Source organism: Microcoleus sp. Pol12B5 (genome assembly GCF_036701335.1).
Taxonomy (GTDB): Bacteria; Cyanobacteriota; Cyanobacteriia; order Cyanobacteriales; family Microcoleaceae; genus Microcoleus.
Window position 1 is genome coordinate 64,092 of the sequence record NZ_JAUBQQ010000017.1, and the last position, 26,349, is coordinate 90,440.

A 26,349-nucleotide genomic window follows, 5' to 3' on the forward strand; every position below is an offset into this window, starting at 1 on the left:
TTTCGGCAGTTGTGAGATATTTGTTGTAGTCTAATATTCACTCAACTTGCGCCCAAAGTACCAAAAACCCGGTTTTTCCCTAGTATTTGCTACCTAAGCCAGAGGATTTTTGGTATAAACCGGGTTTTTGTGACCCAATCCTAATTTACTTATTTTCTAAATCTATGCCAGCCCCAAATTCGGACGATCGCACAAACATCCCCAAAAACCCGCGCAACCTCAGCCGCCAACAATACGAGCGTTTAACCGCAGAAATGGCCACTCCCTACCGGCCTCTGCGACAGTTTGTTTACGTAGCTTGTGGCGCTTCGGGCTTTATCGGCGGCTTGGTTTTCCTCGCTAAAATTGCCTCTGGCCGGGAAATTGGTTCTGCTTTGCCTAATTTTGCCATCCAAGTCGCAGTTGTGGCCCTGATGGTGTTCCTGTTTCGCTGGGAGCAGCGCGCCGAGGGCCGATCCCCGAAGTCGAAGTAACAAAAATTTACAAATCGAGACAAATATCTATGTGACGTAAGGAAAAGTTAGAAATATAAAGAAATTATTATGAAATCCTGGTTTACCAGCGATCCCTGTAATGATAATGATGTGGGTTCAATTGGGGTCAGCAAATTTAAAGGCCCTAATCATAAACCGCTTGTAATTCGTTCAATTGGGGTCAGCTTTCATAAAGACCCTAAATATATAAAATAAATTTAAGCCCAGCGCCAGCCTTCACTGATAGAAGAGCTGGCGTTCGGCATTTTGATAGGCTCAGGAGCTGGGGAGATAGAATCAGTAGGGTGTGCACCGCGTACAGAGTCAAAATCCCGTACTAGGGCCCGGAACCGAGTTTTTTGCCTAGCATCCGATACAGGTAATACCAGTTCCCAAAAATCATGCAACTCTTGGCAGATGCTGGAAACCACGATCGTCCTCACTAATCCGCAAATCTACAATAATCTCAAAGAGGCCAGTAGCAGCGCCCGGAACCGAGTTTTTTGCCTAGCATCCGATATAGGCAATACCAGTTTCCAAAAATCATGCAACTCTTGGCAGATGCTGGAAACCACGATCGTCCTCACTAATTCGCAATTCTAAAATCTAAAATCTAAAATGGTATAAGTGCTGGGGCGATCGAATAATTTGGCATTTGCCGAAGACCTGAGCCTGTGCAGTAACTAATGAGATGTGTCAAAGTCGAAGTAGAAAAAGATGTTAGGAGATTTGACTATGGGTCGATCATTTTTCAAAAAGCGGTGGACGTTATTTTTAGCAGCAGGCGCGGGAATTGTATTTTACAGTAATGCTGCGGCGGCTGCCGAAAAGGTAGTGCTCAAATACAGTGCGATCCGAATGACTTTACCCGTCAGCGAATTAGAAATTTTTGCAGAAACTGGGCAAATGTCGCCCGCGTTAGAAATGCTGCTGGGAAAAGCAAAAAAAGACCCGGAAGCGGTTCGCCACAGTCTGACGAGATCAGTGAAAGTCAGTCAAAGCTTTTTGGATCGGACGCTTAACAGCAAGGTTGGCGAAATAATTCTCGATGAAGTGGGTCAGGTAATTCGCACTCCTTCTGGGAATGCAAATCGAGAAGCTTTGAGATATGCCTTGGTGCTGTCTGCAACTAATGATAACGAAATTACCCTGCTGGAAGCGATGAAAAATTATCCTACTCCAGAAGTTTATGTGGAGGGCGATCGCTTAGTTGAAGCTTACGGCAAACTTATAGCTTTGTCAGAACAATTGGGTGGCGTTTCAGAACGGCTGCAAGACATTTTGAACAAGATTCGTCTGCCTAGATTGTAGTGGATTTAGTCAAGGACGGTTGATTGCTTCGAGCGATCACAGAATGTTGCTGAACCTGCATCAATTACAGGGGAGTTACATTTTTTTGTGCAAAATTTGCCTAATTTTTACACTGGTTAAAACAAAATCTAACTCCAGCCAAGCTCCAAACCTCACGGGAATCTGTCATTCCTAATTCTAAAATTAAAAATCACAAATCAGATAACTTCGCTGTCAAATCTTTCTCTGGATAGATGTTCGACATCTTACAAAAAGTTTATAGAGAAAGAAAACTTTTTTAAAAAAAATATTTAAAGTAAAAAATGCGGGTAAGAGCTTGTGTATCACCCATAAACTGAAATACGATCTACTGGACATTGCAGATTCTCTATCTTAAAATATATAAATTCTGTCAGGGTCAGGCGCTTGCGAAAAAACGGCTTGTCATTAGTAAGCTTGTTATACAAAAGATGCCATTATACAAGGTATTAGCAAAAGATCGGGATAAAAAACGCTGATACTGCATTCATTAACACTTCCATTTGATCAAGTTTACTTACTGGGTAAGACTAGCAACATGAACAACAATCCTATTCGTTCAAAAGACCGTTTCTTGGTTTTCGGTGCTCCGGCGATCGAAGATGCTGAAATTCAAGAAGTGGTGGCAACCATGAAAACAGGTTGGTTGGGTACAGGCCCTAAAGTCAGGAAGTTTCAAGACGAATTCAATGCTTACAAGGGTTCCCAGTACGCGATTGCAGTCAATTCCTGTACGGCGGGACTGCACTTGAGCGTCCTCGCTGCTTGCTTGGAACCGGGGGATGAAGTCATTACTACTCCGATGACTTTTTGCGCTACAGTAAATGCCATCATCCACGCCGGGGCAACACCAGTATTGGCGGATGTAGATCCGGTGACAATGAATATTGACCCGGCTCAAGTCGAAGCTAAAATCACTTCAAAAACTAAAGCAATTTTGCCGGTTCACTTCGCAGGTCGTCCCTGCGATATGGATGCGCTTTGCGAGATTGCTCGCCGTCACAACTTGAAGTTAATTGAAGACTGTGCTCACGCGATCGAAACAGAGTACAAGGGACGGAAAGCAGGCACATTTGGCGACTTCGGATGCTTCAGCTTTTATGTCACCAAAAACATTACGACCGGGGAAGGAGGAATGATTCTGGCCGCCAGTCAAGAAGACGCCGACAGGCTCAACATTTTAGCGCTGCACGGTATGAGCAAAGATGCTTGGAAGCGCTTCAGCGACTCGGGTTACAAGCACTACCAAGTGGTGGAAGTCGGTTTTAAATACAATATGATGGATCTGCAAGCTGCGATCGGCATTCATCAATTGAAACGAGTCACGCCTTATTGGCAGCGTCGGGAGCAGGTTTGGCAGCGATACAACGAAGCATTTGCGGATTTGCCGATTACTTTGCCAGCCAACCCCGAACCGGATACAATTCATGCTTATCACCTGTACACCATTCTGGTAGATGAAGCCAAAACTGGAATCAGCCGCGACGAATTTCTCGACGCTATCAATGCTGAAAATATCGGTGTCGGCGTACATTATATGAGTATGCCGGAACATCCTGTCTATCAAAAAATGTTTGGATGGCATACCGAAGATTATCCGAATGCTGGCTACATTGGGCGGCATACAGTTAGCTTGCCGATTTCGGCCAAATTAACAGATGCAGATGTGGAAGATGTAATTGCTGCTGTTAAAAAATGTTTGGCGATCGGCAAAACTAAGAATCCAGCTTTTGCAACAGCAGGCTAAAATCCTGAAATAGTTTGCCATACAAACATCCTAGCTGTTTTTGAAGAAAAGCAGCTAGGATGTTTTTTAACTCCACAACGCCCTTTGGAAGGTAATGATCTAGCAACCTTTTCGGTTCCACCGGAGGTTTTTAATAGTCCAAACCATTGATTTTATTGCATTTACCTTCTGATTCCCCCCAAGGAGGGAGCAGGGGTGGCGAACTTCTTCCTTGTTCCTTCTGCTATACCAACTCCGGGTTTAATACCCGGTCGATGGATTTGAGATTTGAAATTTGAGATTTTAGATGCCACAAAAGCGGCCTGTACCATTTTCCGTTTGATCGGATGCCCAGATGAGTCAGACCTGATCCGCGGCCGCGATCCGGGAGCTTGTACTCTGGATGTTTTCGGTCAGTGATTTTAGTACGTAATATCCACTAGGATAGTAGGTGTAGCAGCAATTTCAATCGCCACGTTATCTAAAACGCTTGAAAAGCCCTATTTAATAGTAAGCCAAACATCTTGGAAAAATTTTCAGCGCATTCTGGATGCTGCTGTTTCATTCTTTACAGTAAAAATACATAATTTTTGGTTCAGGGCCTTGTCAGTGAATTTACTTAATGTTATGTTGTCACCATACAATCACTGTCAGAGGGCAGAATCTACTTTTCAATCAAACAAGACTGGTCTCTAAACCGAGCCTCATTTTTCTATATCCGTGTTTAGAAACAACTAGAAAAACTTTAGTTAATTCAAGATGAATCCTATGTTAAAACTGAGTGCTTTATTCCCAATTCATTGCAATGACCGAGCCATCAGCCACGTATTTTTTTCAGTGTGCAAAGAATGGCAAAAACCTGAGCTGAATGCTCGCATGGTTGTCCCGAGTTGCGATCGCTCCTGCCGCAACTCAAATATAGTTGAAGCAATTCCGTCATTTCTGACAAACTTTTATTACCGCAGCCCTAGTGCTCCCAAAATCAAGGCAGAGAAGCGTTTTCTCAAAGATATCAAAAATTTTGATGTTGCCTACTTGTGGCCCGCTATATCATTAGATACTGTAAAGAGCGTTAACAAGCAAAGTAAGCCGATTTTTTGGGAGCGAGTTAATACTTGTCAAAGTCAAGCTAAGAGTATCCTTGACGATGCTTACTCTCGCTTGGAATTGCAACCTCAACACGAAATTACCCCAGAAAAAATTAAGACCGAAGAGCAAAAACTCAAGCTAGTTGACTTTCTGTTTTGTCCCAGTCCGGCAGTAGTAAAATCATTTCAAGAAGCCGGAGTTCCTGAAGAAAAACTGCTGTTAACCACTGAAGGTTGGTCGCCGTCGCGTTTCCCCAATTATCAATCCCAAAAACCAGCCTCAGAGGAAGTTAACGTCCTTTTCCTAGGTTTTGCCTGCGTCCGCAAAGGGACTCACCTGCTCTTGCAGGCTTGGGAGCGAGCTGGGATTAAGGGAAAGCTGACAATTTTTGGCTCCCTCGAACCGGCGATTGCTCACACTTGCAGCCATTTGCTGAAACGTCCTGATGTAGTTCACTTTGATTATGCCTTGGACTACAGTTCTGCCTATCGCCAAGCTGACTTTTTTGCCTTTCCCAGTCTGGAGGAAGGTAGCGCACTCGTTATCTATGAAGCAATGGGTCATGGTTTGCCGATTCTGGCTTCACCGATGGGAGGAGGCGGTGTTGTGCGTGATGGCGTTGAGGGCATAATTCTTCCTCCTTACGATACTGACGCCTGGGTGGAGGCACTACGAAAACTATCTAATTCTCCTGATTTGCGGGCTAAGATGGGAGCCGCCGCCCGCCAGCGAGCTTTGGAGTTTACTTGGCCAAAAGTTGCGGCTAGGCGCGGAGAGCAGATTCGGCAAAAAATGCAGGCAAAATAAAAACTCAATAAAAGAGGACTGACGAAGAGTCCTTATTTGTTAAAATCTTTAAGAAACGACTCTTCGTCCTCACGACTTGCCCGATGAGGGTTATATGACAGGACTAGATATAAGTCCTACTCAAGTTTAATTAGGTTGGCCTAATTATTAACTTTGTCATGAGTTATAGGCTCCAGAAGCTAGTCGTTGTTCAAATAACCACTGTTTGCTTTCAGGAGAATCATCCAGCCAGCGATCGATCAAGTCCGCCCATTTGACAGGCAGACGCAACTCCTGCCAGGTTGAGTGAGAAGCGACCGAAAGATTGTGGTAAAGCGCTGAATCCGAAATAACTTTTTCGATACATTCTGCTAAAGCCAGAGAGTTCCCCGCCTCAAAAATCATCGAATTAATACCGTGTTTTAAGTGGGTTTTAAACATCGGGTGATCCGAAGCTACTATCGGTGTTCTAGTGCGTAAAGCGTGCTGAATAGTCAGGGGAAAACCTTCGGGATATTCGTGCCTGCTAGTAACTAACACGAGATCGGATTCTCTCATTAAAGGTTCTAAACTATGAGTTGGCACGATTCCCAGAAAATCCACACAATCTTTAATTTGCAACTCTTCGACTCGCTGGGCAAAAAACTCCTCTTCACCTTTACCTGCCATTTTTAAGTGAACTGATATATTATTCCGTTCTCTTAACTTTGCTACGGCTCTCAATATATCGCCCACTCCCTTACTTTGTACTAACGAACCAGCGTAAAAAAGTTTAATTTTTTTGATGTCCGCAGGGATGGTTTTCGGCGACAAAGAGCCGGGATTGGTCTCTAAGAGAAAGTCCCAGGGAATTATTTTATCAGCTTTTACTCCTATTTCTTTGAACAATAAAGATGAAGTAATGCCGTAAGTTCCAACCCATTCTATCTGCTCGTTATTTAACAATTGGGATAGAAAATAGTTGCGGTATTTATTGCGCCAAGTTTTTGTTGCAATAGATTCGGCAAATACAGCTATGGTTTTAATTTCGTTTTTAATGACCCACTTAAAAAGGTCTGGAAAAGTCGTCCGCAGGACTAAATGAGTCGGCTTTTGCTGGGCAATTAACTCGATCAATTTTTGGGAATCAATTTTGTAATTAAATCCGCAACCGATCGCCCGCACGCCGTTTTCTAGAACCCGATCGTTAAATTCTGGTGTCATGCAGCAAATAACCGTTACTGACTCCGCTCGTTTTGCCATCTCGGTGACGGCATCAACAGAATATTTTTGAGCGTAGTATGTTTCGCTTCCACCTTTGGCTAAACGCTCAAAGGCTTCTGCGTAATCGCCGGCATACTGAACTATTACTAAGCGCATTTTCCTCTACTCTGGTTGTAGACTATTTAATAGGACTTACGGTGCAAAAAGTTTGTAAGTATGTTGATGGGGACGGTTTGATGTACCGCCACAACCGCACTATTAATTTTATTTTGCTTCAGCCTTATTATAAACAGTTCCGGCAACAGGCAGATCAATAGATAGCGGCCGCAGTCGCTTTGTATGGGGGCTTTCAGGCTAATTTTCTCGGAATTTTTCAAGTGTGCGTTGCCAGTAGAATGCGGGAATTAATGCCGACTAAGTAAGGAGAAATACTGTCCCCTGCAATTTGATCTCCGAAGTTGCGATGGAGACTCACTCTCGACACTCACTATCGGCACTCACTTAGCATATTGGAGGGGATGTCAGCAGAATTGGGCTATAAAATTCACAAACCGTGACAATATTTGGTTTTAGGGTACTCAATAAGCCAAAGTTTCTAAAGTTTCCCGCAGATAGGAACGAACCTGCTGATCGATGGTGGCATTTTGCTGCTGACGCTCAAAATTGAGTTCTAGCTGCCAGCGTTGAAATCCTGAACTTGCACCGATCACTGATTTGAGACTGCCCCAGATTTCAGAATCTTCGCACGGCTCGATCGGCTCGGCGGCTTGAGGTTCTTGTGCGATGGGTAGATAATTCGCCATATTGTTATACCTCTGTTTTAATCCCTTGTAAGGATTGAAAGCTGACCTTTACACTCTCTATTATAGATTCTTCTCTCCCAAGAGCCAACATAAAATATCCACAACCTGCGATTAAAAATTAAATATTAAGACTCTTAATAATCTCTATCCGAAGAGGGGCCTTACCTATTTTTTGTACAGCATACATCTGTACAAATTAAAGTAGCTTAAACTACAATTGTCCCCCTCTTAATTTTTTATTTCACTTTTTTTTGATCGACTCTTCGGGTAGAGATGTAACGTCGTTGGTGTCAGCAGGTTTTGGGTTGACAATACTGCCGACTGACAAATTCCCTATGCTGGATGCTAGCCCAATTGACTCTGCGGGTGCAGCCACAGCGGCAGTTGTCTCGGCTGCCAAAGCCGGCAAAAGTCGATCGACTTGCCAAGGCGCGATCGTAAAATCCTGCCGAATTTTGTCTAAAACATGAAGCTTTGTTGCTGCAAATTCTGATTCCGGCGTCAGCAAAACCGCCATGACACTAGCAGACACCTGCAAAAACAGATTGCTAGCTAAAAAAGCAGCAACTGCCAACAACAATCCAGCCCACCGCCAGGAAGGAGGAAAGGGAGCCACCGAAGCCGCCAGGGGAGCCAATCGGTAAAGCTGCCACAAAATTACTGCCAGCAAAACAGCGACAAATAGAGCGAGTCCTTTATTTAACTTAGTTTTAAACCGAGTCAGAATCTGCTGCTGCAAAGAAGTTAAATTCTGCGGTTTCACCGCCACAACTAAAATACTAAAAATGTAAAAAGGGCGGAACAACTGCATCCACAGCACAGGAACAATACCGACTACAGCCACTAAAAATATTTCTAACCAGACAGGGAGCAGGGGAGAACCCACTGCGAGTCCCAGCAAGCACAGTCCCAGGAAAATCGGCAGTGTAGCCGCCCCAGAAAGGTGAATCCACAAAAAAGGATCTGACCAAAAAGAACGCACTTTAAATAATTATGAGTTATGAATTAGGAGTTTTGAATGTTGGATTTTGAGATTTTGGGATGCACTCTTGACTCTGAAATCCGATGCCAGGAGTAAATATTTAGCTATCAAACCGAGGACTTACAAGCAGAAATCTGGTTTATTTCGGTAAGTCTTATTTGAGCGAGCGAATTTTAAATTTTAAGCAAGGGTAAAGAGGATTAGGAAGTTCTTAATTCCTTCTTCTTTCGGTCAACGGTCAACTGTCAACTGTCAGATGAGTTTGGGAGTATTGAGTGAAGAGAAGAGTCGCGAGCGATCGGCAATTTGGTTGCGATCGCTCAAAAATTCTCTTCCCCCTCAACACTCACAACTCAAAACTATTGAGAGAGAGTCCGGCGCTTAGTAACCATCCGGTAGGCTTCAATAATATCGCCATCCGCCCAGTCGCTAAACCCGCTCAAGGAAATACCGCATTCAAAGCCAGCATTGACTTCCTTGGCATCTTCCTTCATCCGTTTTAGGGAGTCGAGGACACCTTCGTAAACGACATTGTTACCCCGGCGCACCCGCACCTTACAGTTACGGATGACTTTGCCAGAGAGTACCATACATCCAGCCACAGCGCCGCGACCGATCGCAAAGACAGCGCGCACTTCGACTTGACCCAAAGGTTCTTCCACCAATTCGGGTTCCAGCAGGCCTTCCATCGCCCCTTGAATATCATCCAAGAGGTTGTAGATGATGCCGTATTCCCGCACGTCTACCCCCGCTTGGTCAGCGGCGAGGCGAGCGTCGGTGGCGAGAGTAGTATTGAACCCGATAATTACAGCATTACTGGCTGCAGCGAGGTCAATATCCGTTTCGGTAATTTCCCCAGGAGCAGATAGCAGCAGTCGGAGTTGAACTTCTTTTTGAGGAAGTTGAGTCAGAGCGCCGACAATTGCTTCGAGGGAGCCTTGGACATCTGCCTTCAAGATCAAGTTGAGTTCTTTGAGAACGCCTTCCTTAGCTTGTTGAGAGAAGCCACTGAGGCTGATCCGACCGCCTTGCAGCAGGCGGGAATCTCGTTGGGAGGTAGCTCTTCCAGAGGCGATCGCTGCCGCTTCTTTTTCGTTTGCGAAGACATCAAACTCGTCTCCGGCGCGAGGAACTTCCCGCAGCCCTAGCACTTCCACCGCAAAGGATGGAGTTGCGTGCTCTACGCGATCGCCCCGGTCATCGATCATGGCGCGCACCTTGCCCAGAGCCGAGCCTGCGACCACAATATCGCCCACTCGCAGAGTGCCGTTCTGCACCAGCAGAGTTGCCACAGGCCCCCTTGCCTTGTCGAGGTGAGCTTCAATCACAGTACCCTTAGCCGGTCGGTGCGGGTTGGCGTTGAGGTCTTCCATTTCCGCCACTGTCAGAATCATTTCCAACAGAGTATCCAGGTTTTCCCCACGGATAGCGCTGACTGGAACCATCGTGATATCACCGCCCCAGTCATCTGCCACCAAGCCGTACTCAGTAAGCTCTTGCTTCACCCGTTCCGGCTGAGCACCCTCCTTGTCAACTTTATTGATAGCCACAACAATTGGCACTTTCGCCGCTTTCGCGTGGCTGATCGCTTCAATTGTCTGGGGTCGCACGCCGTCGTCCGCCGCCACCACCAAGATGGCGATGTCCGTAACCCGTGTTCCCCGAGCCCGCATCGCTGTAAAGGCTTCGTGACCGGGCGTATCCAAAAATACCACCTGCTGGCTCTTGCCTTCGTGTACCACATCTACGTGGTAAGCACCGATGTGCTGGGTAATGCCCCCAGCTTCTCCCTGAGCCACCTTGGTTTTGCGGATCGAGTCGAGCAAGGTAGTTTTACCGTGATCCACGTGACCCATAATCGTTACGACTGGCGGACGGCGTTCGAGGTATTCCAAATCCGCTGCGTCCAGCATCTCGATCACTTTGATAGCTGGCGCTACTTTTTCTGGGGTTTCCACCTCTACGCCCATTTCTTCGGCTACCATCCTCACCGCTGGAATGTCCAGGGTTTCGGTAATATTTACCGCAATTCCTTTAGAGAACAGCCGCTTAATAATTTCGGTTTCGGGAACTGCCAAAGTAATTGCTAGTTCCTGAACGGTCATCGGTCTGCTCAGCAGCAGCTTTTCTGGACGTTCTACCTTAGCTTCGGCTGTTTTGCCCCGGTTGCCCCGTCCCCCACTAGAACTAGAAGAAGAACTTTTATCGTGAGAAGGGCCCGGTCTTTTATTTTTTCCACTGCTTCCGGGTGCACCCGGAGTTGGTGTTGACTTGGGTGCTGCTTGTGACTTCGCCTTAGCTGGGCGGGCTAGGGACAGGCTGACCGTGACTGGTGCTGGCATATCCAAGCCGTTTTCTAAGTCGTCGTCATCCTCATCTATTGGTTTGAGGCGAGAACGTTTTGCCTTAACAGCCTTGGCAGCTTTGGCAGCATCTGAGTTTTCGTCATCATCTTCTTCCCAAATGACCGATGTCTTTTTGGCAGGACGAGGGAGAGAGGGCCTTTCGAGGAGAGTAATCCCCAGCAACGGCGTATTATCTTCTTCATTGTCATCAGTGTCATCCCCTGCGGCTCCGGTGTCACCGCCGCGGCTACGCAGCCCGGTAGCTGACGTTGCGGGGGCAAGGCTCCGGCGCGGGCCACCGGGCTGGGGTCGATCGGCAAGTTGAGTTTTGACTGGGCCGCCAGCGCCTTCTCGGCGCGGTCTTTGCGCGTCGCGAGATTCGGTACCTCCCGGTGTGGGTCTGCTGGGGCGGCTCGGTTTAGCGGGCGCTTCCAGAGTTTGTGCTTGTTCTGATTGCTCTTGCTCGGTTTTTGCAAGTTTGAGTACCGGCTTGTTCCCCAGATTTTGTGGGGTACGGCTAGCCGACTCGGACGCCCCTCTGACGGGCGGCGACGTGAGTTTTGCCGAGGGCGCGAGCGGCGGTTGCTGGGTGCGTTCTGGAGCCTTTTCCGACGGCGGTTGAGGTGCCGACGGTGCCTGAGCCTGGGCGATGGTTCCCGGGGCGATCGCACCTACATTTTCCAACACTTCTGACTGAGCCGCCGACACAGCGACATTTGGCTTCGACAGTACAGGTCGATTGATATTCGGTTTAGCAGGAGGCTGGAGTTGTTGAGCTGCAGGCGACTTGGGAGGAGTTGCCACGGTTGCCGCCGGCTGATTTTGGTTCTCCTCGTTGCCTGCAGGCTGGGAGTTTGCACCAGCCGGTCGTACTTTTGGACTGCGTATTTCTAAAATTTGCTGCTTTTTTTGTTGGTCGTTAGGGTGAGGGCCAGATTCTCTAGATGGCGCTGCTGCTCTTTCGGGTGGAGCTGGCTTGCCGGGGGAAGAGTGGCTACTGGCTACGTATTTTTCCGCCGTTTTGCGAATGCGCTCTGCTTCGGATTCTGTAATTGTGCTGCTGTGGCTCTTGACTGAAATATTGAGCCGCTCGCAAACTGCCAAGATGTCTTTATTATCCAAATTTAGTTCCCGTGATAATTCGTAAATTCTTACTTTGCCGTTGTTCATCCACTCTGCCCTCTTTTGTGCCAACCAGTTTTTACATTGTGATTTTTTGTGCTAATGACGACATCATTCGGTGTGATTGATTCAGTGTCAGGAATCGGGGTTTTGGTACTCGCTCAGCAATTTTATCTAAAAGATGCAACTCGCTGAAGTCTGCGGTTGAAGAATTCTCAAGTCTTTTTGGGAACTTGGAACTCCGAAGTCTGAGTTTTGGCAAAACCCACTCTCTCAAGCTTCAAAGTTTGCCTTTCCACCTTGAGGATACCTCTGCTAGTACCCTACCCTTATCTAATCTGACACAAATCTTTCCAGACTGGTGGGCAGATCGGATTGGGGTTTTATAGCTGGCGCTACCGGTAATTACTGGTAGGGCTGCCAAGAGGGTTTATACAGTCGATGCCGAACTATTGTCGGTTTTTCGTCCGGCTAGGCCAGAGTAAGATGTACAGTCAGATGTGGCTAAACGCTGCCAAAGTGTTTGGTACAGTTTGTCAGACACAGACGCTTTGAGCGATCGCCCAAGTCGATTTTTTTTCTGAGCTGCTTTGAGGCATTCGGCTTCCCGACAAAGGTAAGCAGAACGGCCCATGCCACGATCTAATTGTACCTGATGAGAAGGATAGAGCCTGACTACTCGCCAAAAAGCTTCCTTAGGAGCTATTTTTCGACAACTTGCACAGCACCGGTAGTTCGGTTTCATTTCTTGTGAGAGGGGGAGTAGGGGACAAATCCTCCTTGTCTGGCGAAGATAGAAAATCTTATGACAAGGAGTCAGAAGACAGAATTCAGAATTCAAAATACGCCATGCCCCAAGTCAGGGGTAAGGTCACGGAAAGAATTTTTTCGGCTCCACAATTAAAATCGGGGGCTTTAAAGCTCGATTCTCCATCCTGTCGCACAGAACCCATGCTGGATTCTGGCTCCTGAATTCTGAATTCTTCTTCGGTAAATGTCACAGTTTTTAGACTGCGGCTTCGGTTTCCTCCGTGGCGGCTGCCTCCTCTTCCTCAAACTCTGCGGTTTCCTCGTCGTAGTCGCCTGCTTCCTCGTCGTAGTCGCCTTCTAGTTCTTCGAGCCTAGTTGCTTCTGCTGCCAATTTGCTGTCTTCGGCGGCGCGATCGTACTTAGCAATATCTTTGATATCGATTTTCCAACCGGTTAGGCGGGCTGCGAGACGGACATTCTGACCTTCTTTCCCAATGGCAAGACTCAGTTGGTCTTCAGCGACCAAAATGTGAGCTCTCCTGCCTTCTGGAGCAACTAAACGCACTTCATCTACTCTAGCGGGACTCAGAGCGTTAGCAATATAAGTTGCTGGGTCTGGAGACCAGCGGATCACGTCGATTTTTTCGCCGCGCAATTCGTTGACTACTACCTGAATCCGCGATCCCCGCGCTCCGATGCAAGCTCCTACAGGGTCTACGTCGCGATCGAGAGTATCAACTGCTATTTTAGTCCGGGGGCCGACGTGCCGGGATGGCGGATTTGCCTCCCTGGCTACGGCGACAATCCTCACCACCCCGTCTTCTATTTCTGGTACTTCGTTAGCAAACAGGTAAACCACCAAACCTGCGTCCGCTCTAGAAACAAGTAACTGCGGCCCTCTAGTAGAGCCTTCGCCTACTTTTTTGAGATAAACCTTGAATGTAGCGTTTGCCCGGTAATTGTCGTTGGGCAACTGTTCGCGCTTAGGGAGTTCGGCATCTACTTCTGGCTGACCGAAGCTGCTGGTAACTGCTAAAATTACCGACTGCCTCTCAAACCTGAGAACTCTTGCTTGAAGAACTGTTTCTTCTAAATCTTTAAACTCTTCTTGAATCATTTTGCGCTGTTGGTCGCGCAGTTTTTGAGCTAGAACTTGTTTGGTCTGGATCGCGGCCATGCGACCAAATTCTTTTTGATTTGGTGTTACGTCTACGAGCACAATGCTCCCAGGCTGAGCTTCCGTGGCTACTTCTTGCACTTCGGAAAGTGAGATTTCGTGATCGGGATTGATGACTTCTTCGACAATAGTTTTGTTGGCTAAAACGCGGAAACCTTCTTGTTCTGCGTCGAGTTCTACATCAAAGTTGTCGAAGTATTCTTCGCTGAAGTGATCGAGTTTTTGGGTACGGCGGTAGCGTTCGTATCCTTTGAGCAGGGCTTCTCGCAAGGCTGCTTGGACGGCGTGTTTGGGTAAATTGCGTTCTTTGCTAATACCTTCGACCATTTCTTTTAGTCCGGGCAGGGGAACCATTGACATATAAAACTCTCCTTTTTTGCTGTGGTAATAAGTAACTGGTAATCGGTAATTGGTACTTGGAAATTTTCAAGAAAAAGTGATGACAGAGGAGTGATGAGTTACTGGATAGGATTAGGGAAGCTAGGTGCAGTAACAATTTATTTGTTGTTCCTCTTCAACCCGCTTCTACAGATGTGATTGTTAAAAATTAACTCGCAGCCAAGCGTTTTCAGCTTGCTGCGAGGCAATCGCAAAACTCAAAACTCAAAACTCAAAACTCAAAATTTCCTTACATCTCCTTTCCTTCGTCTAGTTCAACTTTGACAATCTGAGGGCGGGGAATTTTAACCTGTCGCCCTTTTTGATTGAGATAAACCGCTGTTTCATCCCGGCCCAGGAGTAGTCCTTTCCACTCTTTGATTCGCGAGTCCGGTTCGGTGGTTTTGGCTGTCACGGGGAAACCTTTAAAGGTAATAAATTCTCGATCGCTGCTGAGCAATCGGGATATTCCGGGACTGGAAATCTCTAGCACGTAGGCATCGGGTATGATGTCGGCTGCCTCTAACTCAGCATCGAGGGCTGTGCTCATGCGCTCGCAGTCTGCTAAACCCGTGTCTTGTTGGAGGTTGCGGATGTCTACCCGCAAGACGGGAGGATTTTGGTTGGTGTGAAACACTGCTCCCACTACTTCCAATCCCAGTGTTTCCGCAACGGGGGTAGCTAAGTCAATGATTTGTGGGATTAGGGGATGAGTCATATCGAATACTTAAGTTAAAACTCCTAAACTCGGACACGGGCAAGGAAAAATTTGGTGTTGAGATTGCTTGGCTTTGAGGTGGTTTGATTAGGTGGCTGCGACTTTCGTCTTCAACTTTGGGACTTACCCAACATCCCAGCAGGGGATCTCAAGCGGGGGGGTACCCCTACTAAATCAGTCCTCAACTTGCAAGTCAGACGCCCTGAGCTCTTTTCCTGCGACTAATGCAACAAAAAAAGTGGGCTTGACCCACTCCTAGGTAAAACAATTTCTTCCAAGAAGTTTGAGGGCTTCTTCTGATCGAAGGCAGGCCTCAGTTCTCAGTTTAGCTCGATCGCCCGCCCGGTGACAAACCGATCGCCCTCGGCCGACTGTCCGAGGGCAGAGGGGGATAGCTGACAGGGGGAATGAGGAGGACTTGATCGCCGTTTTGGAGTGGGGCGAGGGCAAATTCCTGGTGGATACCGTGATCGGGTGCGATCGATCCTAGAACAGGGGGGGAGTGACACTCAGACTTTCTAGGACTTGCGATACGGGAGTTTCTTTGGGAAATTCTAATTTCACTTCGGACAAGCCCTCTGCTTCTTGATAGGGGGTGAAGAGTTTGACAGTGATAGTGATTGATAGATTAGACATGGGCTATCGCCAAATTAACGATATATTGACCAAACAGCAAAACTAAGATTCACCATAAAAAATCCCCATTACTAATGCTGAATAGGAAGCTCAATTACAAACTCTACCCCCCATTCGGGCGAGGAAATGCAGGTCAGCGTACCACTATGTTTTCGTTCTACAATCTCACGGCTAATAGACAAACCTAAACCTGTCCCTTTACCTACTGATTTAGTAGTAAACATCGGCGTGAATAAATGCTGCATTACTTCTTGACTTATGCCAACCCCATTATCAGCAATCCGAATCACCACTCTGTCATCCTGAAGCATTTCAGTGCAGATCCGAATCTGTGGAGTGTCATTGCTCTGTTTCTTTTCCCCGCACAGCGGACAACTAATCGTAGACTCTTCTAAAGAATCAATTCCATTCGCCAATATATTCATAAACACCTGATTAAGTTGCCCCGGATAACACTCGACTAGCGGCAAATCGCCATACTCTTTAATCACTGCAATTCCTGGGAAACTTCCTTTAGATTTCAGTCGATGCCCTAAAATTAATAAGGTACTATCTAGCCCATCGTGAATATTTACTGGCGTTAGTGCCGATGTATCCAACCGAGAAAAATTACGCAGTGACATAGAAAGATTGTAAAGTCGCTCTGTTCCTATCGCCATTGACTCAATGATTTTTGGCAAATCTTCCACAATAAAATCTAACTCAATCTCCTGGGACTTTTCCTCAAATTCTGATGTTGAAGTAACGTTGTGTTGGCAAAGCCGAGTCATCCCGATCAAATCGGCAATATATTCCTTGGCAATAGGGATATTATTGGAGATAAAACTAACTGGATTGTTAATTTCATGAGCCACCCCAGCTACAAGTTGACCAAGGCAAGCCATCTTTTCACTTTGAACGATTTGCACTTGAGCTTTTTTAAGATTATCCAAAGCTTGAGAAAGTTCAGCCGTTCGTTCTTCCACCCGTTTTTCTAACTCCTGCGCGAGCTGATGTAACGCTGCTTCTGCTGCGAGTCTGTCTTCAATTTCCCGTTTGAGAAGCAGATTTTGGTCGGCGAGAGTTTTAGTCAAAGAACGCAGTGTTAAATGGAGGTTGACGCGAGCTAAAACCTCCTTTTGTTCAAAAGGCTTAGTAATGTAATCCACAGCCCCTAGATTAAAGCCTTTGACCTTATCTCCTATGTCAGACAGAGCCGTCATAAAAATTACCGAAATTTCGTTCGTCAACGGACTTGCCTTCAGGCGATGACAGGTTTCAAACCCGTCAATCCCTGGCATCATCACATCTAACAGAATCAACTCAGGTTGACTATATTCAGCCTGTTCGATGGCTGTTTCGCCATCAGTTGCTACCAATATCTCCCATCCCGAACCCGCTAAAGCTTCAGAAAGCACGTCCAGATTGCTAGGATTATCATCGACGATTAAGATGCTACTTGTTTCCATATTTGCTGCCTTCATTCTTTTTCTATTCTGTGGGATGTAATAAACTCTTTGATTTTTTTGACCTGATAGCCTTGGGCTAACTGGCGCAGCTCAACAGCAAAGGACACAAATTTCTGATCCAATTTCTCTAGGTGCTCACTGCGCTTCACAATTCCTTTCACGTTGCCTCTCATCGCCATTTCTAATAAAAGTTCTATTTCTCCTGGCGGGGGAGCAACTACAAATTTCGATTCAGAAAGTAATTGAGGATCAGAGGAAAAGGGAATAGTGCTGATTTTTTCATTTTTTTGTTCGTCATATATCCATTCAAGTTTTAAATATTTTTGCAACATCTCAAATAGCTCTTCTGCCTGCACAGGTTTACCGAGAAAATCGTTTGCTCCCCCCTCCAAACTTTTATGTTGATCGGTAGCAAATACACTGGCAGATGAAGCAATGATTGCCACGTCTTTATAGTGTGACAAATTTCGGATACGGCGCATCATCTCAAAGCCATCTAACACTGGCATCACCAAGTCAGTGATAATCAGATCAACCTTAAACTCTTCTACTTTTTCTAAACCTTCTTGACCGTTTTTAGCTTCGGTTACTTCAAAGCCGAGGGGTTCCAGGAGATTGACAATGACTGAGAGATTTTCCCATTTGTCATCCACAACCAAAACTTTCTGCTTTCTACCTTGGTAGCCAACCAGCTTTCTTTGCTTGGCAATCGTGGCTGTATTTGCCCAGTCTGCCGCTTCCGGTAAATCCAAATCTAGCCAAAAAACACTGCCGACTCCTGACTGACTTTTTACTTGGATTGTACTACCCATCATTTCGACAATTTTCTGGCTAATTGTTAAACCGAGTCCGGTTCCTTCCGCCTGACGCTTGCTGTCTCCTACCTGTTCAAAAGGCAAAAATATTTTTTTTAATTGTTCTGGTGTCATACCAACGCCAGTATCTTCAATTTGAAACCGAATTTTGTGAATTGGTGAGGCTGGCTTTTGGTCATTGCTTTGTACCTTTTCACCTGTCCCCTTTTCCAGATGCTCTATCTTAAAAGTCACTCGTCCCGAGTCTGTAAACTTAATTGCATTGCTCAGTAAGTTAATTAGTACCTGTCGCAAGCGTTTCTCGTCAGCGTAGATGCCAGCAGGAATTTCCGAACTGGGTTGATAAACAAAAGCCATTCCTTTTTGTTCGGCTCGGATGCGGCAGATTTCCGCGACTCCCTGCAAAAAGGAAGGAAAATGGAAATCTTTCGCGTAGAGTTCCAATTTCTGAGCTTCAATTTTAGCGAGGTCTAAGATGTCATTGATCAGGGTTAAAAGGTGGGAACCACACTGGTGAATAATACTGATGCCTTGGAGTTCCTTCGGAGCCATCGTTGTTGAGCGTTCTAGGATTTGAGCGTATCCTAAAATTCCATTGAGGGGCGTTCTCAATTCGTGACTCATATTCGCTAAAAATTCACTTTTAGCTTGGTTGGCACTATCAGCGATTTGTTTGGCTTCCGTGAGTTCGGCGGTGCGTTCTTCTACTCGGATTTCTAGCTCGGAATTGGTCTTGGCTAGCGCCTCAAAGGATTCGCGCAACTGTTGTGCCATAAGGTTGAAAGACTGACCCAGAACTTCTAGTTCTTCTACACCTTTTACCTGCACATTTTTCTCTAAGTCGCCACTGGCGATCGCCCTAGAAGCTGCGCTCAAACGGAGAATCGGGCTGGTAATCCAGCGTGCGGTTAAGATTCCCAAAACGGTAGCCAGCGCCAAGGCTCCCAAACACAACAAAATGGTAGTCTGAGTATTGGCGTTAATTTGATCCATGAAATCGCTTTCAGGAACTACGACGACGATCAGCCAGTCCAATCCTCGGCTATCCTGAAAGGGCATAACTTGGAGGAATTCCCGCTGGCCGGCGATCGTAAAATCCAATTGCTGAGAGCTATTAATTTTAGTGAGGTTGCCAAAGTGTTCTTTTAAATGCGCTGTTGTCAGCCGAATTAAATCATCTTTGCTATCTAAAGCATTCAGGCGATCGAGCTTGTCATTGTTGGTGATAAATGCTTCTTTGAGAGTTGAACTGGCTACTAGGAGTCCAGAACGTTCCATAATGAATGTCTGTCCCGAACGACCGATGTTTAAGCTGTGCAGAAAGTCACTGAGGAAAGAGAGCAGAAAATTAGCAACGAATACCCCGCGTAGCTCGCCACTTTCGTCATAAACTGGATGTCCGGCAGGAAGCGAGAGCGTTTTCTGACCTGTAAGCGGAAAAATTTCGCTCCATGTGGGCTTGCCTAAGCGTACACTGTCTTTATACCATGAACGGCTGAGTATATCGTAGTTCCGGGAGACTTTTAAGAGCTTCGTTTGATTGCCTTTGCTATCAGATTCATAAATATGAAGTTCATTTCGATGCTCTTTGTCTGCTATTTTAAAAACTACTTTGCCATTCTCTTGGCGTTCAATGGCAATGAATTCTCCAGTTTTAGTAGCAAAACCCATATTGGGCAGAGAAGGAAAGGCTTGAATTTGCTCCCACAAATAGCGCTCCGTACTCTCCAATTCGTCGGAATTTAAGTATCCTAGGCGAATGGCATTGGCATTCAGTTGATTGACGCGAGGGGCTGTGTCTAGGTAAGTGTTGAGCTGCTGCTCGATGCGGGCCGTAATTTCACTTCGCAACTGACTAGCAACTTCGTTGACTGCTTTTTGCCCGTTGCGTAAGGATAGCCAGCCTGTCAGCCCGACGGCGGCAAATATTTGCAGAACGAATGGGAATACTAAAATTAGGCGCAGGGACAGTTTTTTTTGAGAACGGTTTGACACAAAAGTGGTTGGAGAGGTGTGTGACATTGAGTGGTGTTACTCCTGGGGTAACGAGTTGGCTGAAAAATCTAACTGGATTTAGTGAAAGGAGGCTGAGGAAATATATATTGAAAAGCAATCTACCAATAGTCCGGACAGTTTTTATAGCGCCCAATGGCTTATGCTCGCTTGACTTCGCAGCCCCTGTGGATAATTAAATCAATGTCAGCTCCACCCCTGACTTACATTTAATTCGACTTTTTTATGCTCCTTGCCCCGCCTAAGCTTGTAGTATCGTTCCCAAAACTGTCCGGAGTATTGATCTACAATAGTTATTGAAATTTTTTACACAGTAACTTGCTTGAACCAGCCTAGCTACTTACGTGTTTACTATGAGAGCTTTATAATTATAGCTGACTAAAGATGCGGACGCGCCTAATTTTTTTCCTAGCATTTGTAAATGAGAAAAGCAGTTAGCAATCCTATCTAATAGATTACTTGATTGACAGCTATTTGTCGGAGTTTTTAACTTTACTTTACAGAGTGACGCTATAAAGTATAATCTCATCAAACTTACATATGAATTGATATAATATACTTCTAAAAAAATTGACCTTTCTCGCTAAAAACATGACACGCCAGACCGCTGAGAACCATAAGGGCGGTCTAACTCACTACCGCGCTGAAGATTTGATGCACAACTCTGCAGATGACTTTGGTAGAGAATGCCGATCGCACATGAAACTTTACAATCCCACCAAGTTTCATTGGCAGGAGTTACAGGAGGGTAATTTCTAATTGCTAATTCGGGAAGAAAAAAATAAGTAAAGCGCTGGAGACTTGCCCTAACGCGGGGCTATCCGTTGCAGTTCTTTGGCTTGTTCTAAAATTTTCTCGAAGTCTTCTTCGCTCAACCGCTGAATATAGTTGATTTTGAACTCTTCTAGGAAGTCGCACAGCAGCAGTTGTATTTCTTGCCAGGTTTGCTGCTGTTGCAGTTCGGTTCCTAAAGCTTGCCCGAAATGTTGGACTAGCTGGCTGGAGAGTTTGATGCTTATGGGGTCTTCGCTGGCGATTTTGAAGGCTTCGTAGGCATCTTGGGGGCCGAGGGTGACTAATTTTGAGAGCTCTGCAACTAATTGCTGTGCTAGCTGTCCGGGCAGGTTTCCCAGGCCGGGTACTTGCTTCCATCCTTCGTAAAGGGGGGATTGTTTGAGGAGGGTTTCAATATTGTACCGGAGGAGGGCTTCTAGGTCTGGCTGGAGTTGGGGTAGGACTTTGTAGACGGTTATTTGCACGAGATGGGTGGCGATCGCTTCTATTTCATTGATATTGTTGATGTCTAGATAGCGGTGTTTTTGGGATTGAAAGAGTTGACGAGTTAGTTCGCCTGTGGTAATTGATTGTTGCATCTGGTTGATGAGTTGAATTACTACAACTTCGGTCAATTCTTGGGCGAAGTTGGCGACGAAACCTCGGCTGATTTGGGTGCGTATGGGTTGGAGATCCGGCATTTTGGCTTGGTGGATGCGAATTGTGACGGGTAATACTCGCAACAGGCGCCAGAATGGGAGCACCAGGAAGATGTCGTACCATCGCCAGAGCATGGCTGCTCGCCAAGTGACGCTGCGGTGGCGGCGGGTGATCAAGTAGGTGCGGGCTAGAAATTCGATCGCGAATATGGCAATAAATGGCAGGTCGATTAGCCAGAAGTTATCGGTGAATTCGCCGTTTTCTCCGATCTCGCGGTAATAGTTGGTGGCTATTAATGGCTTGATTTTGGAGTCAAACCACTTGATTTCTTTTTGCCAGTCTTGTTTGTTTAAATAGTCTTGGCTCCAAAATTTTTGGAATGATTGTTTAGCGGAGTCTTGTGGATTCGGGACGCGATCGCGCATCCGGTCTTTTATTTTTTCTAAGGTGCCGCTTTTTGATGCTACTCGAAAGGGATCTTCGTCGATCATTTTCGCGCTCAGATTGTTTATTTCCTGCAATTTGGCTGCTACTTGGGGAGAGGGCAACCCTGTTTGCACTACTTGAATTTTTAATTCTTCTAAGGTTTCTAGATAGTGCTGGGTGTCTCGGTGGGGTTTAATTCCTTTAAATGGATCGTATACTTGAGTTAGAACTGGCAGTTGTCGGAGGTAGAAATCACGTCCGGGTACGTAAGTTATGTCAAATAATACTAGGCTTAAATTTCCTAGGGCGACCAGTGCCATGAACCGCTCGAACCAAGGTACTTTTTGTGATTTTTTGTGGGAGTTTGGAGTTTTAGAAGGCTGTATTTTTAGTGTCACTGGCGATTCCTAATTAAGTAGACAGATCGAATTAGATGTAACTGGTAATAGCTGAAAAAAGGAAACAGGGAAAACTGGCTAATTGTCTTGTCGCGCTCGGATTGCGATCGCGGAAGCTAGTCTTTATTTTAATGTGCGTTTGTTGGGGAGTTTTGGATTGTGGATTCCGCCTGGTTAGGTAATAATTTATGCTGCTAAAATATTAAAGCCGATCAAAGTTGACGGAAGCTGTGGCTCCCGTTAGTGTGCTTCTCTCTGGTAATAAAATTATATCTCAGGCAGAATCCTCAGTTTTTTTGGCGTTGCAGAACTCACGCGGCTGGTAATAAATTACTATTTCTGTTTGATCTGGTGGCTCTTTGACCGCTAAATCAAATGTATTGCACGCAGTGGAGTCTAAGGTTAGATGAGGACTTCGAGTTTGAGGTCAAACCCTCAAGAGAGTTATACTTGCTCAGGGGCAGTCTGGTGAGAGCGCCCCCTCTGATCGCGAGGGTGGCTGTCGCCTCCGTAAGGTTCGAGGTTTCGCCTCTACAAAAACCAGCTCGCGATCGGACTCTTGAATAATATAAAACCCTGAGTATAATTTTGTTCGCATTTTTTTAATATATGACATACTGCCTTAATCTCGATTGCCCAAGAGACAAGCGTCAGAACCCACCAGGCACAAAGTATTGTCTTAATTGTGGTTCAAAGCTGCTACTAAAAGACCTTTATTCAGCAACTGAACCGCTACGCGATGGGGGATTTGGCAGGACTTTTCGAGCTGTTAATCATGGAAAATTTGAGGAATTGTGCGTGATTAAACAGTTGTCACCCCCTCAAGAGTTTCAGCGGAAACCGGGTCATTTTAAAAAATATGTTCGACTGTTTGAACAAGAGGCAAGGCGGTTATACGAACTGAAGCACCCGCAAATTCCTCAGTTAATTTCTTATTTTGAGGAAGATGGGCGCTTGTATTTAGTCCAAGAGTTTATTGATGGCAATAATTTAAAGGATGAGTTAGATAAGTACGGTGATTATAGCGAAATTAAAACTTGCGAACTGCTGTTAGATTTGTTGCCTTTATTGAAGTTTGTTCACGACCGAAATGTAATTCACCGCGATATTAAGCCTGAGAATGTGATCCGCCGAGCTCGCGATCGTAAGTTAGTGCTGATAGATTTTGGGGTTTCTAAACAGGTAGTAGCTGCTGCTCCGACCAAAACAGGAACTAAGTTGGGAACTCCCGGCTACGCGGCTCTAGAACAGCGTCACGGTAGGGCTGTTCCTGCTAGCGACCTTTATAGTTTGGGGGTGACTTGCATTCGCTTGCTGACTTCTGTTATGCCTTATCTGGATATCTACGGGGACATTCACGATGACCTTTACGATCCGCTTGAAGGCCGGTGGCTTTGGAGGGAGGCTTTGCCAAAAGGAACACAAATTAGCGACGCTTTAGCTCAGGTTTTGGATAAGTTGATTCAGGAATATGTTAAAGATCGCTACAAATCGGCTGTGGAAGTTTTGGATGCTTTAAAACCTCCTGTTGTTGTTGTTGTCCCAGTCCTGGAAAAGTCGCAGCAGGCAACTGTTGTTAGTCCTTCGGTTCCGACTCAACCTGTGACTGATACTCAGCTAGTTTCTGTGAATTTAGAGTCGGAAAAAGGTATTGATTATTCTCACTTGGCAAGGCTGCTGGCTGCTAAAAATTGGCGTGGTGCTGATGAGGAAACTTCTGTGAAAATGCTGGAGGTGATGCAGCAAAATTCACGGGGTTATTTGAGTGAGGAAGATATTAGGAAGTTTCCAGCTAAGGATTTGCAGACTATCGATCAACTTTGGGTGCGGCACAGTCACCGCAGATTTGGTTTTTCTGTGCAAAAGGGTTTGTGGCTCAAGTTGGGGGGAAAGCCTGGTGTTTATGATGCTACAGTTTGGGAGAAGTTTGGCGATCGTGTGGGCTGGCGGGTTAACAGCCAGTGGGTATACTATTCGGAGCTGAATTTTACTTCAAAAGCAAAGCCTGGACATTTGCCGGGGGGAACTGTTTTTGGGTGGGAAGGCGGGGTTTTGTGCGGTGTTTTGGGTTTGGGTGGGATCTGGTTTCTGCTGTCGCGGCGGGATTTATAGAAGAAGGTAGAAGGTAGAAGGCAGAATTTATTAATCAGGCTGCACCCTCCGCGAAGTCGAAGTGTTAGTCATGAAATAGTTTTGAGTTGGGAATTAAAGAGTTAATAAGTGTGGAGTTTTATCATGTGTTATGTAGAAATTAGCTCTAAAAAAAGCGAAAAATAAGATATAATCACAAACCCTTTTTTTTGTGCTATGTTCTTAGAGAAGGGCAAGTTTGCAAAGTCAAAAGCCAGTCCTCGGCGGTGGCCAACCATGGGGACTGGCTTTTGCTCCAATTTACCAAGGAGATTTATCTAGTATGTTGCAAGAAAAACGTCTCAAGCCGTGGACTATAGTTCGCTCGCTTCCAAATGTGGAAAAGGTGGTTGTGGGTGAGTTTCGTAGTTGGTCTGATGCAGACGGTCATTTGAAAATTCTCAAGCGGATGGTGCCGGCGGATCGATTGAGTGTTGTTTTCGATCCGGTAGTTCAAGCGTAACGTCGCTGGTAAATTGATCAGCGTGCGATCGCTCTTTGAGCTAAGCGATCGCCTCTTTTTTTACATAAGCTAATCCGCATTTAAATTGCATAGTAAAATAAATTTTTCCTCTTGTGGGGTGGGCATCCTGCCCGCCCTCAACATACAAATTAAATGCACAGCAGCTTACGGTTTTTTTACATAAAAAATGCGACCGCTAAACAGGCGATCGCAACTTGAATCATTGTCGTTAACTGCGGCGAATTTCAGTAATTTGGTCGGCAACATCCAAAATTCTTTGGGGCATGGATGGCCCGGTAAAAATCATATCCAAATGATGCGGCTTGTTGTCAATTAATGCCACCACTTCGGCTTCGGGAATCAAGCCCAAATTCACCGCTAAACTCAATTCATCGAGAATAACTAAGGAATAACGACCTTCGCGCACCGCCTTTTGAACATACTCCCACAATTGTTCGATCGATCGCGTCTCCAGCTCATCTAAATCGGCATTCTCAATGCAGCGTGACAAATCGCAGCGCACCCAATCTAAATTTTGCCCCAGCCGCACCGGATGCTGGTGTCCTTGATTAATTCCCCCTTTGAGGAACTGCACCGCTAGCACGGGAGCTCCCTGTCCTGCAATTCGGAGGGTCTGAGCCATGACACTGGTAAAAAAGCAGCGGTGCGGGCCTGTAAAAACTTGCACCAGCCCTTGAACTGTGTAGGGCAAGCTGTGGTTTAAATTGAGTTTAGGGGTTTGTAACTGAGCAACCATAGGGCAATATTTAATCAGCAACTAAGTCTTGAGTGCAGCTCCGACCTTGGCGTGGCTGAAGCCTGCTTGACAATATATAGTGTACGGGGCCGAGTGCACATCGGATCGAACACTAGATATACAAGTTGTCAAAAGCTCGCGGCAGTGGCATTCGCAGTCGTTTGTTCGATTTTTGAACTCAATTAGCACTTACACAGAAACGGGGTTTTTTAGGAAAATACGGCGTGGATCTTGACATTTATACAGTTATAGGATGAAAAACCAAGGTGATGAGAGTCTCGCTGCGTCCAGGGCTTTTAAGAAAAGGTACACACATCGCGTAAAATTTGAATGTCGCGGCACTAGGAGCAGGGACTGTGAGAGTGGTGATTCTGGGAGGGCCAGGAGCGGGAAAGGGAACTCAGGCTGAACTACTTTGCAGCAATTTGAGCCTTCCTTTGCTGGCTGTGGGGGACATTCTACGGGAGGCGATCGCAGAAGACACAGATTTAGGCAAGCTGGCGGCGTCTTATGTCGAAAAAGGGGAATTAGTTCCCGACGCAACTATGATTGAATTCTTTCGCCGCCGACTGCTGCTGTGGGATGTCTTTAATGGCTGGATATTGGAGGGCTATCCGCGAACTGCTTTTCAAGCTGAGGAGTTGGATTTTTTATTAGAGGAGTTGGCGCAGGAGCTAGATTGGGCAGTTTGGCTGAAAGTGCCCATCGATGTTTTGCTGAGCAGGTCGATCGAGCGCGATCGATCGGATGATCATCCTGAAATTTTACAGCGTCGGCTCGATTTGTTCCACGAACGCACTATTCCTCTTTTAGAGTATTACGAACACCGCAACAAACTGTTAACTATTGATGGCGATCAATCCCCCCAACAAGTCCAGCAGGATATTCTAAAAATTGTCAGTAGTCAGTAGTCAGTAGTCAGTAGTCAGTAGTCAGTAGTCGGTAGGA

22 protein-coding genes are annotated in these 26,349 nt (G+C 46.0%); 9 read left to right on the forward strand and 13 right to left on the reverse strand.

Annotation, left to right across the window (positions count from 1 at the left end; genetic code table 11):
- The first annotated feature begins 164 nt into the window (after nt 1-164).
- From QUA24_RS11205 to QUA24_RS11225, 5 genes are all read left to right on the forward strand, one after another.
- Entirely contained in the window at nt 165-473 is a 309-nt protein-coding gene (locus QUA24_RS11205) for a DUF3493 domain-containing protein (protein WP_333213011.1), read from the forward strand.
- A 417-nt stretch (nt 474-890) separates the two neighbouring features.
- Nucleotides 891-1,076 carry a hypothetical protein gene (locus tag QUA24_RS11210; RefSeq protein WP_333229617.1) on the forward strand — a complete coding sequence of 62 codons (186 nt, stop codon included), beginning with the start codon at nt 891-893 and terminating at the stop codon, nt 1,074-1,076.
- A 132-nt stretch (nt 1,077-1,208) separates the two neighbouring features.
- Entirely contained in the window at nt 1,209-1,784 is a 576-nt protein-coding gene (locus QUA24_RS11215; protein ID WP_333229618.1) for an alpha/beta hydrolase, read from the forward strand.
- Nucleotides 1,785-2,340: 556 nt separating this feature from the next.
- A complete protein-coding gene (locus tag QUA24_RS11220; protein ID WP_333213013.1) occupies nt 2,341-3,549 on the forward strand; it encodes a DegT/DnrJ/EryC1/StrS family aminotransferase in 1,209 nt (402 codons plus the stop codon).
- Between the two features lie 747 nt (nt 3,550-4,296).
- A complete protein-coding gene (locus QUA24_RS11225; protein WP_333229620.1) occupies nt 4,297-5,424 on the forward strand; it encodes a glycosyltransferase family 4 protein in 1,128 nt (375 codons plus the stop codon).
- Between the two features lie 156 nt (nt 5,425-5,580).
- Here QUA24_RS11225 and QUA24_RS11230 read toward each other — a convergent pair whose 3' ends face one another.
- From QUA24_RS11230 to QUA24_RS11280, 11 genes are all read right to left on the reverse strand, one after another.
- Nucleotides 5,581-6,762: a glycosyltransferase gene (locus QUA24_RS11230; protein ID WP_333229622.1), complete on the reverse strand. Its 1,182-nt coding sequence runs from the start codon at nt 6,760-6,762 to the stop codon at nt 5,581-5,583.
- Nucleotides 6,763-7,184: 422 nt separating this feature from the next.
- Nucleotides 7,185-7,409, reverse strand: coding sequence for a hypothetical protein (locus QUA24_RS11235; RefSeq protein WP_333229624.1), 225 nt, complete (start codon nt 7,407-7,409; stop codon nt 7,185-7,187).
- A gap of 241 nt (nt 7,410-7,650) precedes the next feature.
- Nucleotides 7,651-8,391 carry a low-complexity tail membrane protein gene (locus QUA24_RS11240; RefSeq protein WP_333229626.1) on the reverse strand — a complete coding sequence of 247 codons (741 nt, stop codon included), beginning with the start codon at nt 8,389-8,391 and terminating at the stop codon, nt 7,651-7,653.
- Between the two features lie 359 nt (nt 8,392-8,750).
- Nucleotides 8,751-11,906, reverse strand: a complete 3,156-nt coding sequence (infB, locus tag QUA24_RS11245; RefSeq protein ID WP_333229628.1) for a translation initiation factor IF-2 — start codon at nt 11,904-11,906, stop codon at nt 8,751-8,753.
- Nucleotides 11,907-12,288: 382 nt separating this feature from the next.
- Nucleotides 12,289-12,603, reverse strand: coding sequence for a YlxR family protein (locus QUA24_RS11250; RefSeq protein WP_333229630.1), 315 nt, complete (start codon nt 12,601-12,603; stop codon nt 12,289-12,291).
- Between the two features lie 85 nt (nt 12,604-12,688).
- Entirely contained in the window at nt 12,689-12,859 is a 171-nt protein-coding gene (locus QUA24_RS11255) for a hypothetical protein (protein WP_333229632.1), read from the reverse strand.
- A gap of 5 nt (nt 12,860-12,864) precedes the next feature.
- Nucleotides 12,865-14,145, reverse strand: coding sequence for a transcription termination factor NusA (gene nusA / locus QUA24_RS11260; protein ID WP_333144209.1), 1,281 nt, complete (start codon nt 14,143-14,145; stop codon nt 12,865-12,867).
- A gap of 268 nt (nt 14,146-14,413) precedes the next feature.
- Nucleotides 14,414-14,881, reverse strand: a complete 468-nt coding sequence (gene rimP, locus QUA24_RS11265; RefSeq protein WP_333040953.1) for a ribosome maturation factor RimP — start codon at nt 14,879-14,881, stop codon at nt 14,414-14,416.
- 486 nt (nt 14,882-15,367) lie between these two features.
- Entirely contained in the window at nt 15,368-15,517 is a 150-nt protein-coding gene (locus QUA24_RS11270; protein WP_333229635.1) for a thiamine S protein, read from the reverse strand.
- 71 nt (nt 15,518-15,588) lie between these two features.
- The gene (locus tag QUA24_RS11275; protein WP_333229637.1) at nt 15,589-16,965 is read right to left on the reverse strand and encodes a response regulator; all 1,377 of its coding nucleotides are present in this window, start codon (nt 16,963-16,965) and stop codon (nt 15,589-15,591) included.
- Between the two features lie 11 nt (nt 16,966-16,976).
- Nucleotides 16,977-19,802 (reverse strand): ATP-binding protein, encoded by a 2,826-nt coding sequence (locus QUA24_RS11280; protein ID WP_333229639.1) that lies wholly within the window; start codon nt 19,800-19,802, stop codon nt 16,977-16,979.
- Between the two features lie 582 nt (nt 19,803-20,384).
- On the opposite strand from QUA24_RS11280, the gene QUA24_RS11285 reads away from it, so the two are divergent.
- Complete coding sequence (locus QUA24_RS11285; protein WP_333229641.1) at nt 20,385-20,552, forward strand: hypothetical protein; 168 nt, start codon at nt 20,385-20,387, stop codon at nt 20,550-20,552.
- Nucleotides 20,553-20,599: 47 nt separating this feature from the next.
- On the opposite strand, the gene QUA24_RS11290 is transcribed toward QUA24_RS11285, so the two are convergent.
- Complete coding sequence (locus QUA24_RS11290) at nt 20,600-22,051, reverse strand: hypothetical protein (RefSeq protein ID WP_333229643.1); 1,452 nt, start codon at nt 22,049-22,051, stop codon at nt 20,600-20,602.
- Nucleotides 22,052-22,660: 609 nt separating this feature from the next.
- Here QUA24_RS11290 and QUA24_RS11295 point away from each other — a divergent pair.
- Together QUA24_RS11295 and QUA24_RS11300 are read left to right on the forward strand one after the other, a co-directional pair.
- Entirely contained in the window at nt 22,661-24,163 is a 1,503-nt protein-coding gene (locus QUA24_RS11295; protein WP_333229644.1) for a GUN4 domain-containing protein, read from the forward strand.
- A 217-nt stretch (nt 24,164-24,380) separates the two neighbouring features.
- Nucleotides 24,381-24,644, forward strand: a complete 264-nt coding sequence (locus QUA24_RS11300; protein ID WP_333217442.1) for a hypothetical protein — start codon at nt 24,381-24,383, stop codon at nt 24,642-24,644.
- A 229-nt stretch (nt 24,645-24,873) separates the two neighbouring features.
- On the opposite strand, the gene QUA24_RS11305 is transcribed toward QUA24_RS11300, so the two are convergent.
- On the reverse strand, nt 24,874-25,401 hold the full coding sequence (locus QUA24_RS11305; protein WP_333229647.1) for a P-loop NTPase family protein: 528 nt from the start codon (nt 25,399-25,401) through the stop codon (nt 24,874-24,876).
- Nucleotides 25,402-25,757: 356 nt separating this feature from the next.
- On the opposite strand from QUA24_RS11305, the gene QUA24_RS11310 reads away from it, so the two are divergent.
- A complete protein-coding gene (locus tag QUA24_RS11310) occupies nt 25,758-26,312 on the forward strand; it encodes a nucleoside monophosphate kinase (RefSeq protein ID WP_333229663.1) in 555 nt (184 codons plus the stop codon).
- Nucleotides 26,313-26,349: the final 37 nt, after the last annotated feature.

Bases quoted from the DNA above. Each gene is read 5' to 3' on its own strand.
- QUA24_RS11205 (WP_333213011.1), top strand. From the start codon at position 165: ATGCCAGCCCCAAATTCGGACGATCGCACAAACATCCCCAAAAACCCG.
- QUA24_RS11210 (WP_333229617.1), top strand. From the start codon at position 891: ATGCTGGAAACCACGATCGTCCTCACTAATCCGCAAATCTACAATAAT.
- QUA24_RS11215 (WP_333229618.1), top strand. From the start codon at position 1,209: ATGGGTCGATCATTTTTCAAAAAGCGGTGGACGTTATTTTTAGCAGCA.
- QUA24_RS11220 (WP_333213013.1), top strand. From the start codon at position 2,341: ATGAACAACAATCCTATTCGTTCAAAAGACCGTTTCTTGGTTTTCGGT.
- QUA24_RS11225 (WP_333229620.1), top strand. From the start codon at position 4,297: ATGTTAAAACTGAGTGCTTTATTCCCAATTCATTGCAATGACCGAGCC.
- QUA24_RS11230 (WP_333229622.1), bottom strand. From the start codon at position 6,762: ATGCGCTTAGTAATAGTTCAGTATGCCGGCGATTACGCAGAAGCCTTT.
- QUA24_RS11235 (WP_333229624.1), bottom strand. From the start codon at position 7,409: ATGGCGAATTATCTACCCATCGCACAAGAACCTCAAGCCGCCGAGCCG.
- infB (WP_333229628.1), bottom strand. From the start codon at position 11,906: ATGAACAACGGCAAAGTAAGAATTTACGAATTATCACGGGAACTAAAT.
- QUA24_RS11250 (WP_333229630.1), bottom strand. From the start codon at position 12,603: ATGAAACCGAACTACCGGTGCTGTGCAAGTTGTCGAAAAATAGCTCCT.
- nusA (WP_333144209.1), bottom strand. From the start codon at position 14,145: ATGTCAATGGTTCCCCTGCCCGGACTAAAAGAAATGGTCGAAGGTATT.
- rimP (WP_333040953.1), bottom strand. From the start codon at position 14,881: ATGACTCATCCCCTAATCCCACAAATCATTGACTTAGCTACCCCCGTT.
- QUA24_RS11270 (WP_333229635.1), bottom strand. From the start codon at position 15,517: ATGTCTAATCTATCAATCACTATCACTGTCAAACTCTTCACCCCCTAT.
- QUA24_RS11275 (WP_333229637.1), bottom strand. From the start codon at position 16,965: ATGGAAACAAGTAGCATCTTAATCGTCGATGATAATCCTAGCAATCTG.
- QUA24_RS11280 (WP_333229639.1), bottom strand. From the start codon at position 19,802: ATGTCACACACCTCTCCAACCACTTTTGTGTCAAACCGTTCTCAAAAA.
- QUA24_RS11285 (WP_333229641.1), top strand. From the start codon at position 20,385: ATGACACGCCAGACCGCTGAGAACCATAAGGGCGGTCTAACTCACTAC.
- QUA24_RS11295 (WP_333229644.1), top strand. From the start codon at position 22,661: ATGACATACTGCCTTAATCTCGATTGCCCAAGAGACAAGCGTCAGAAC.
- QUA24_RS11305 (WP_333229647.1), bottom strand. From the start codon at position 25,401: ATGGTTGCTCAGTTACAAACCCCTAAACTCAATTTAAACCACAGCTTG.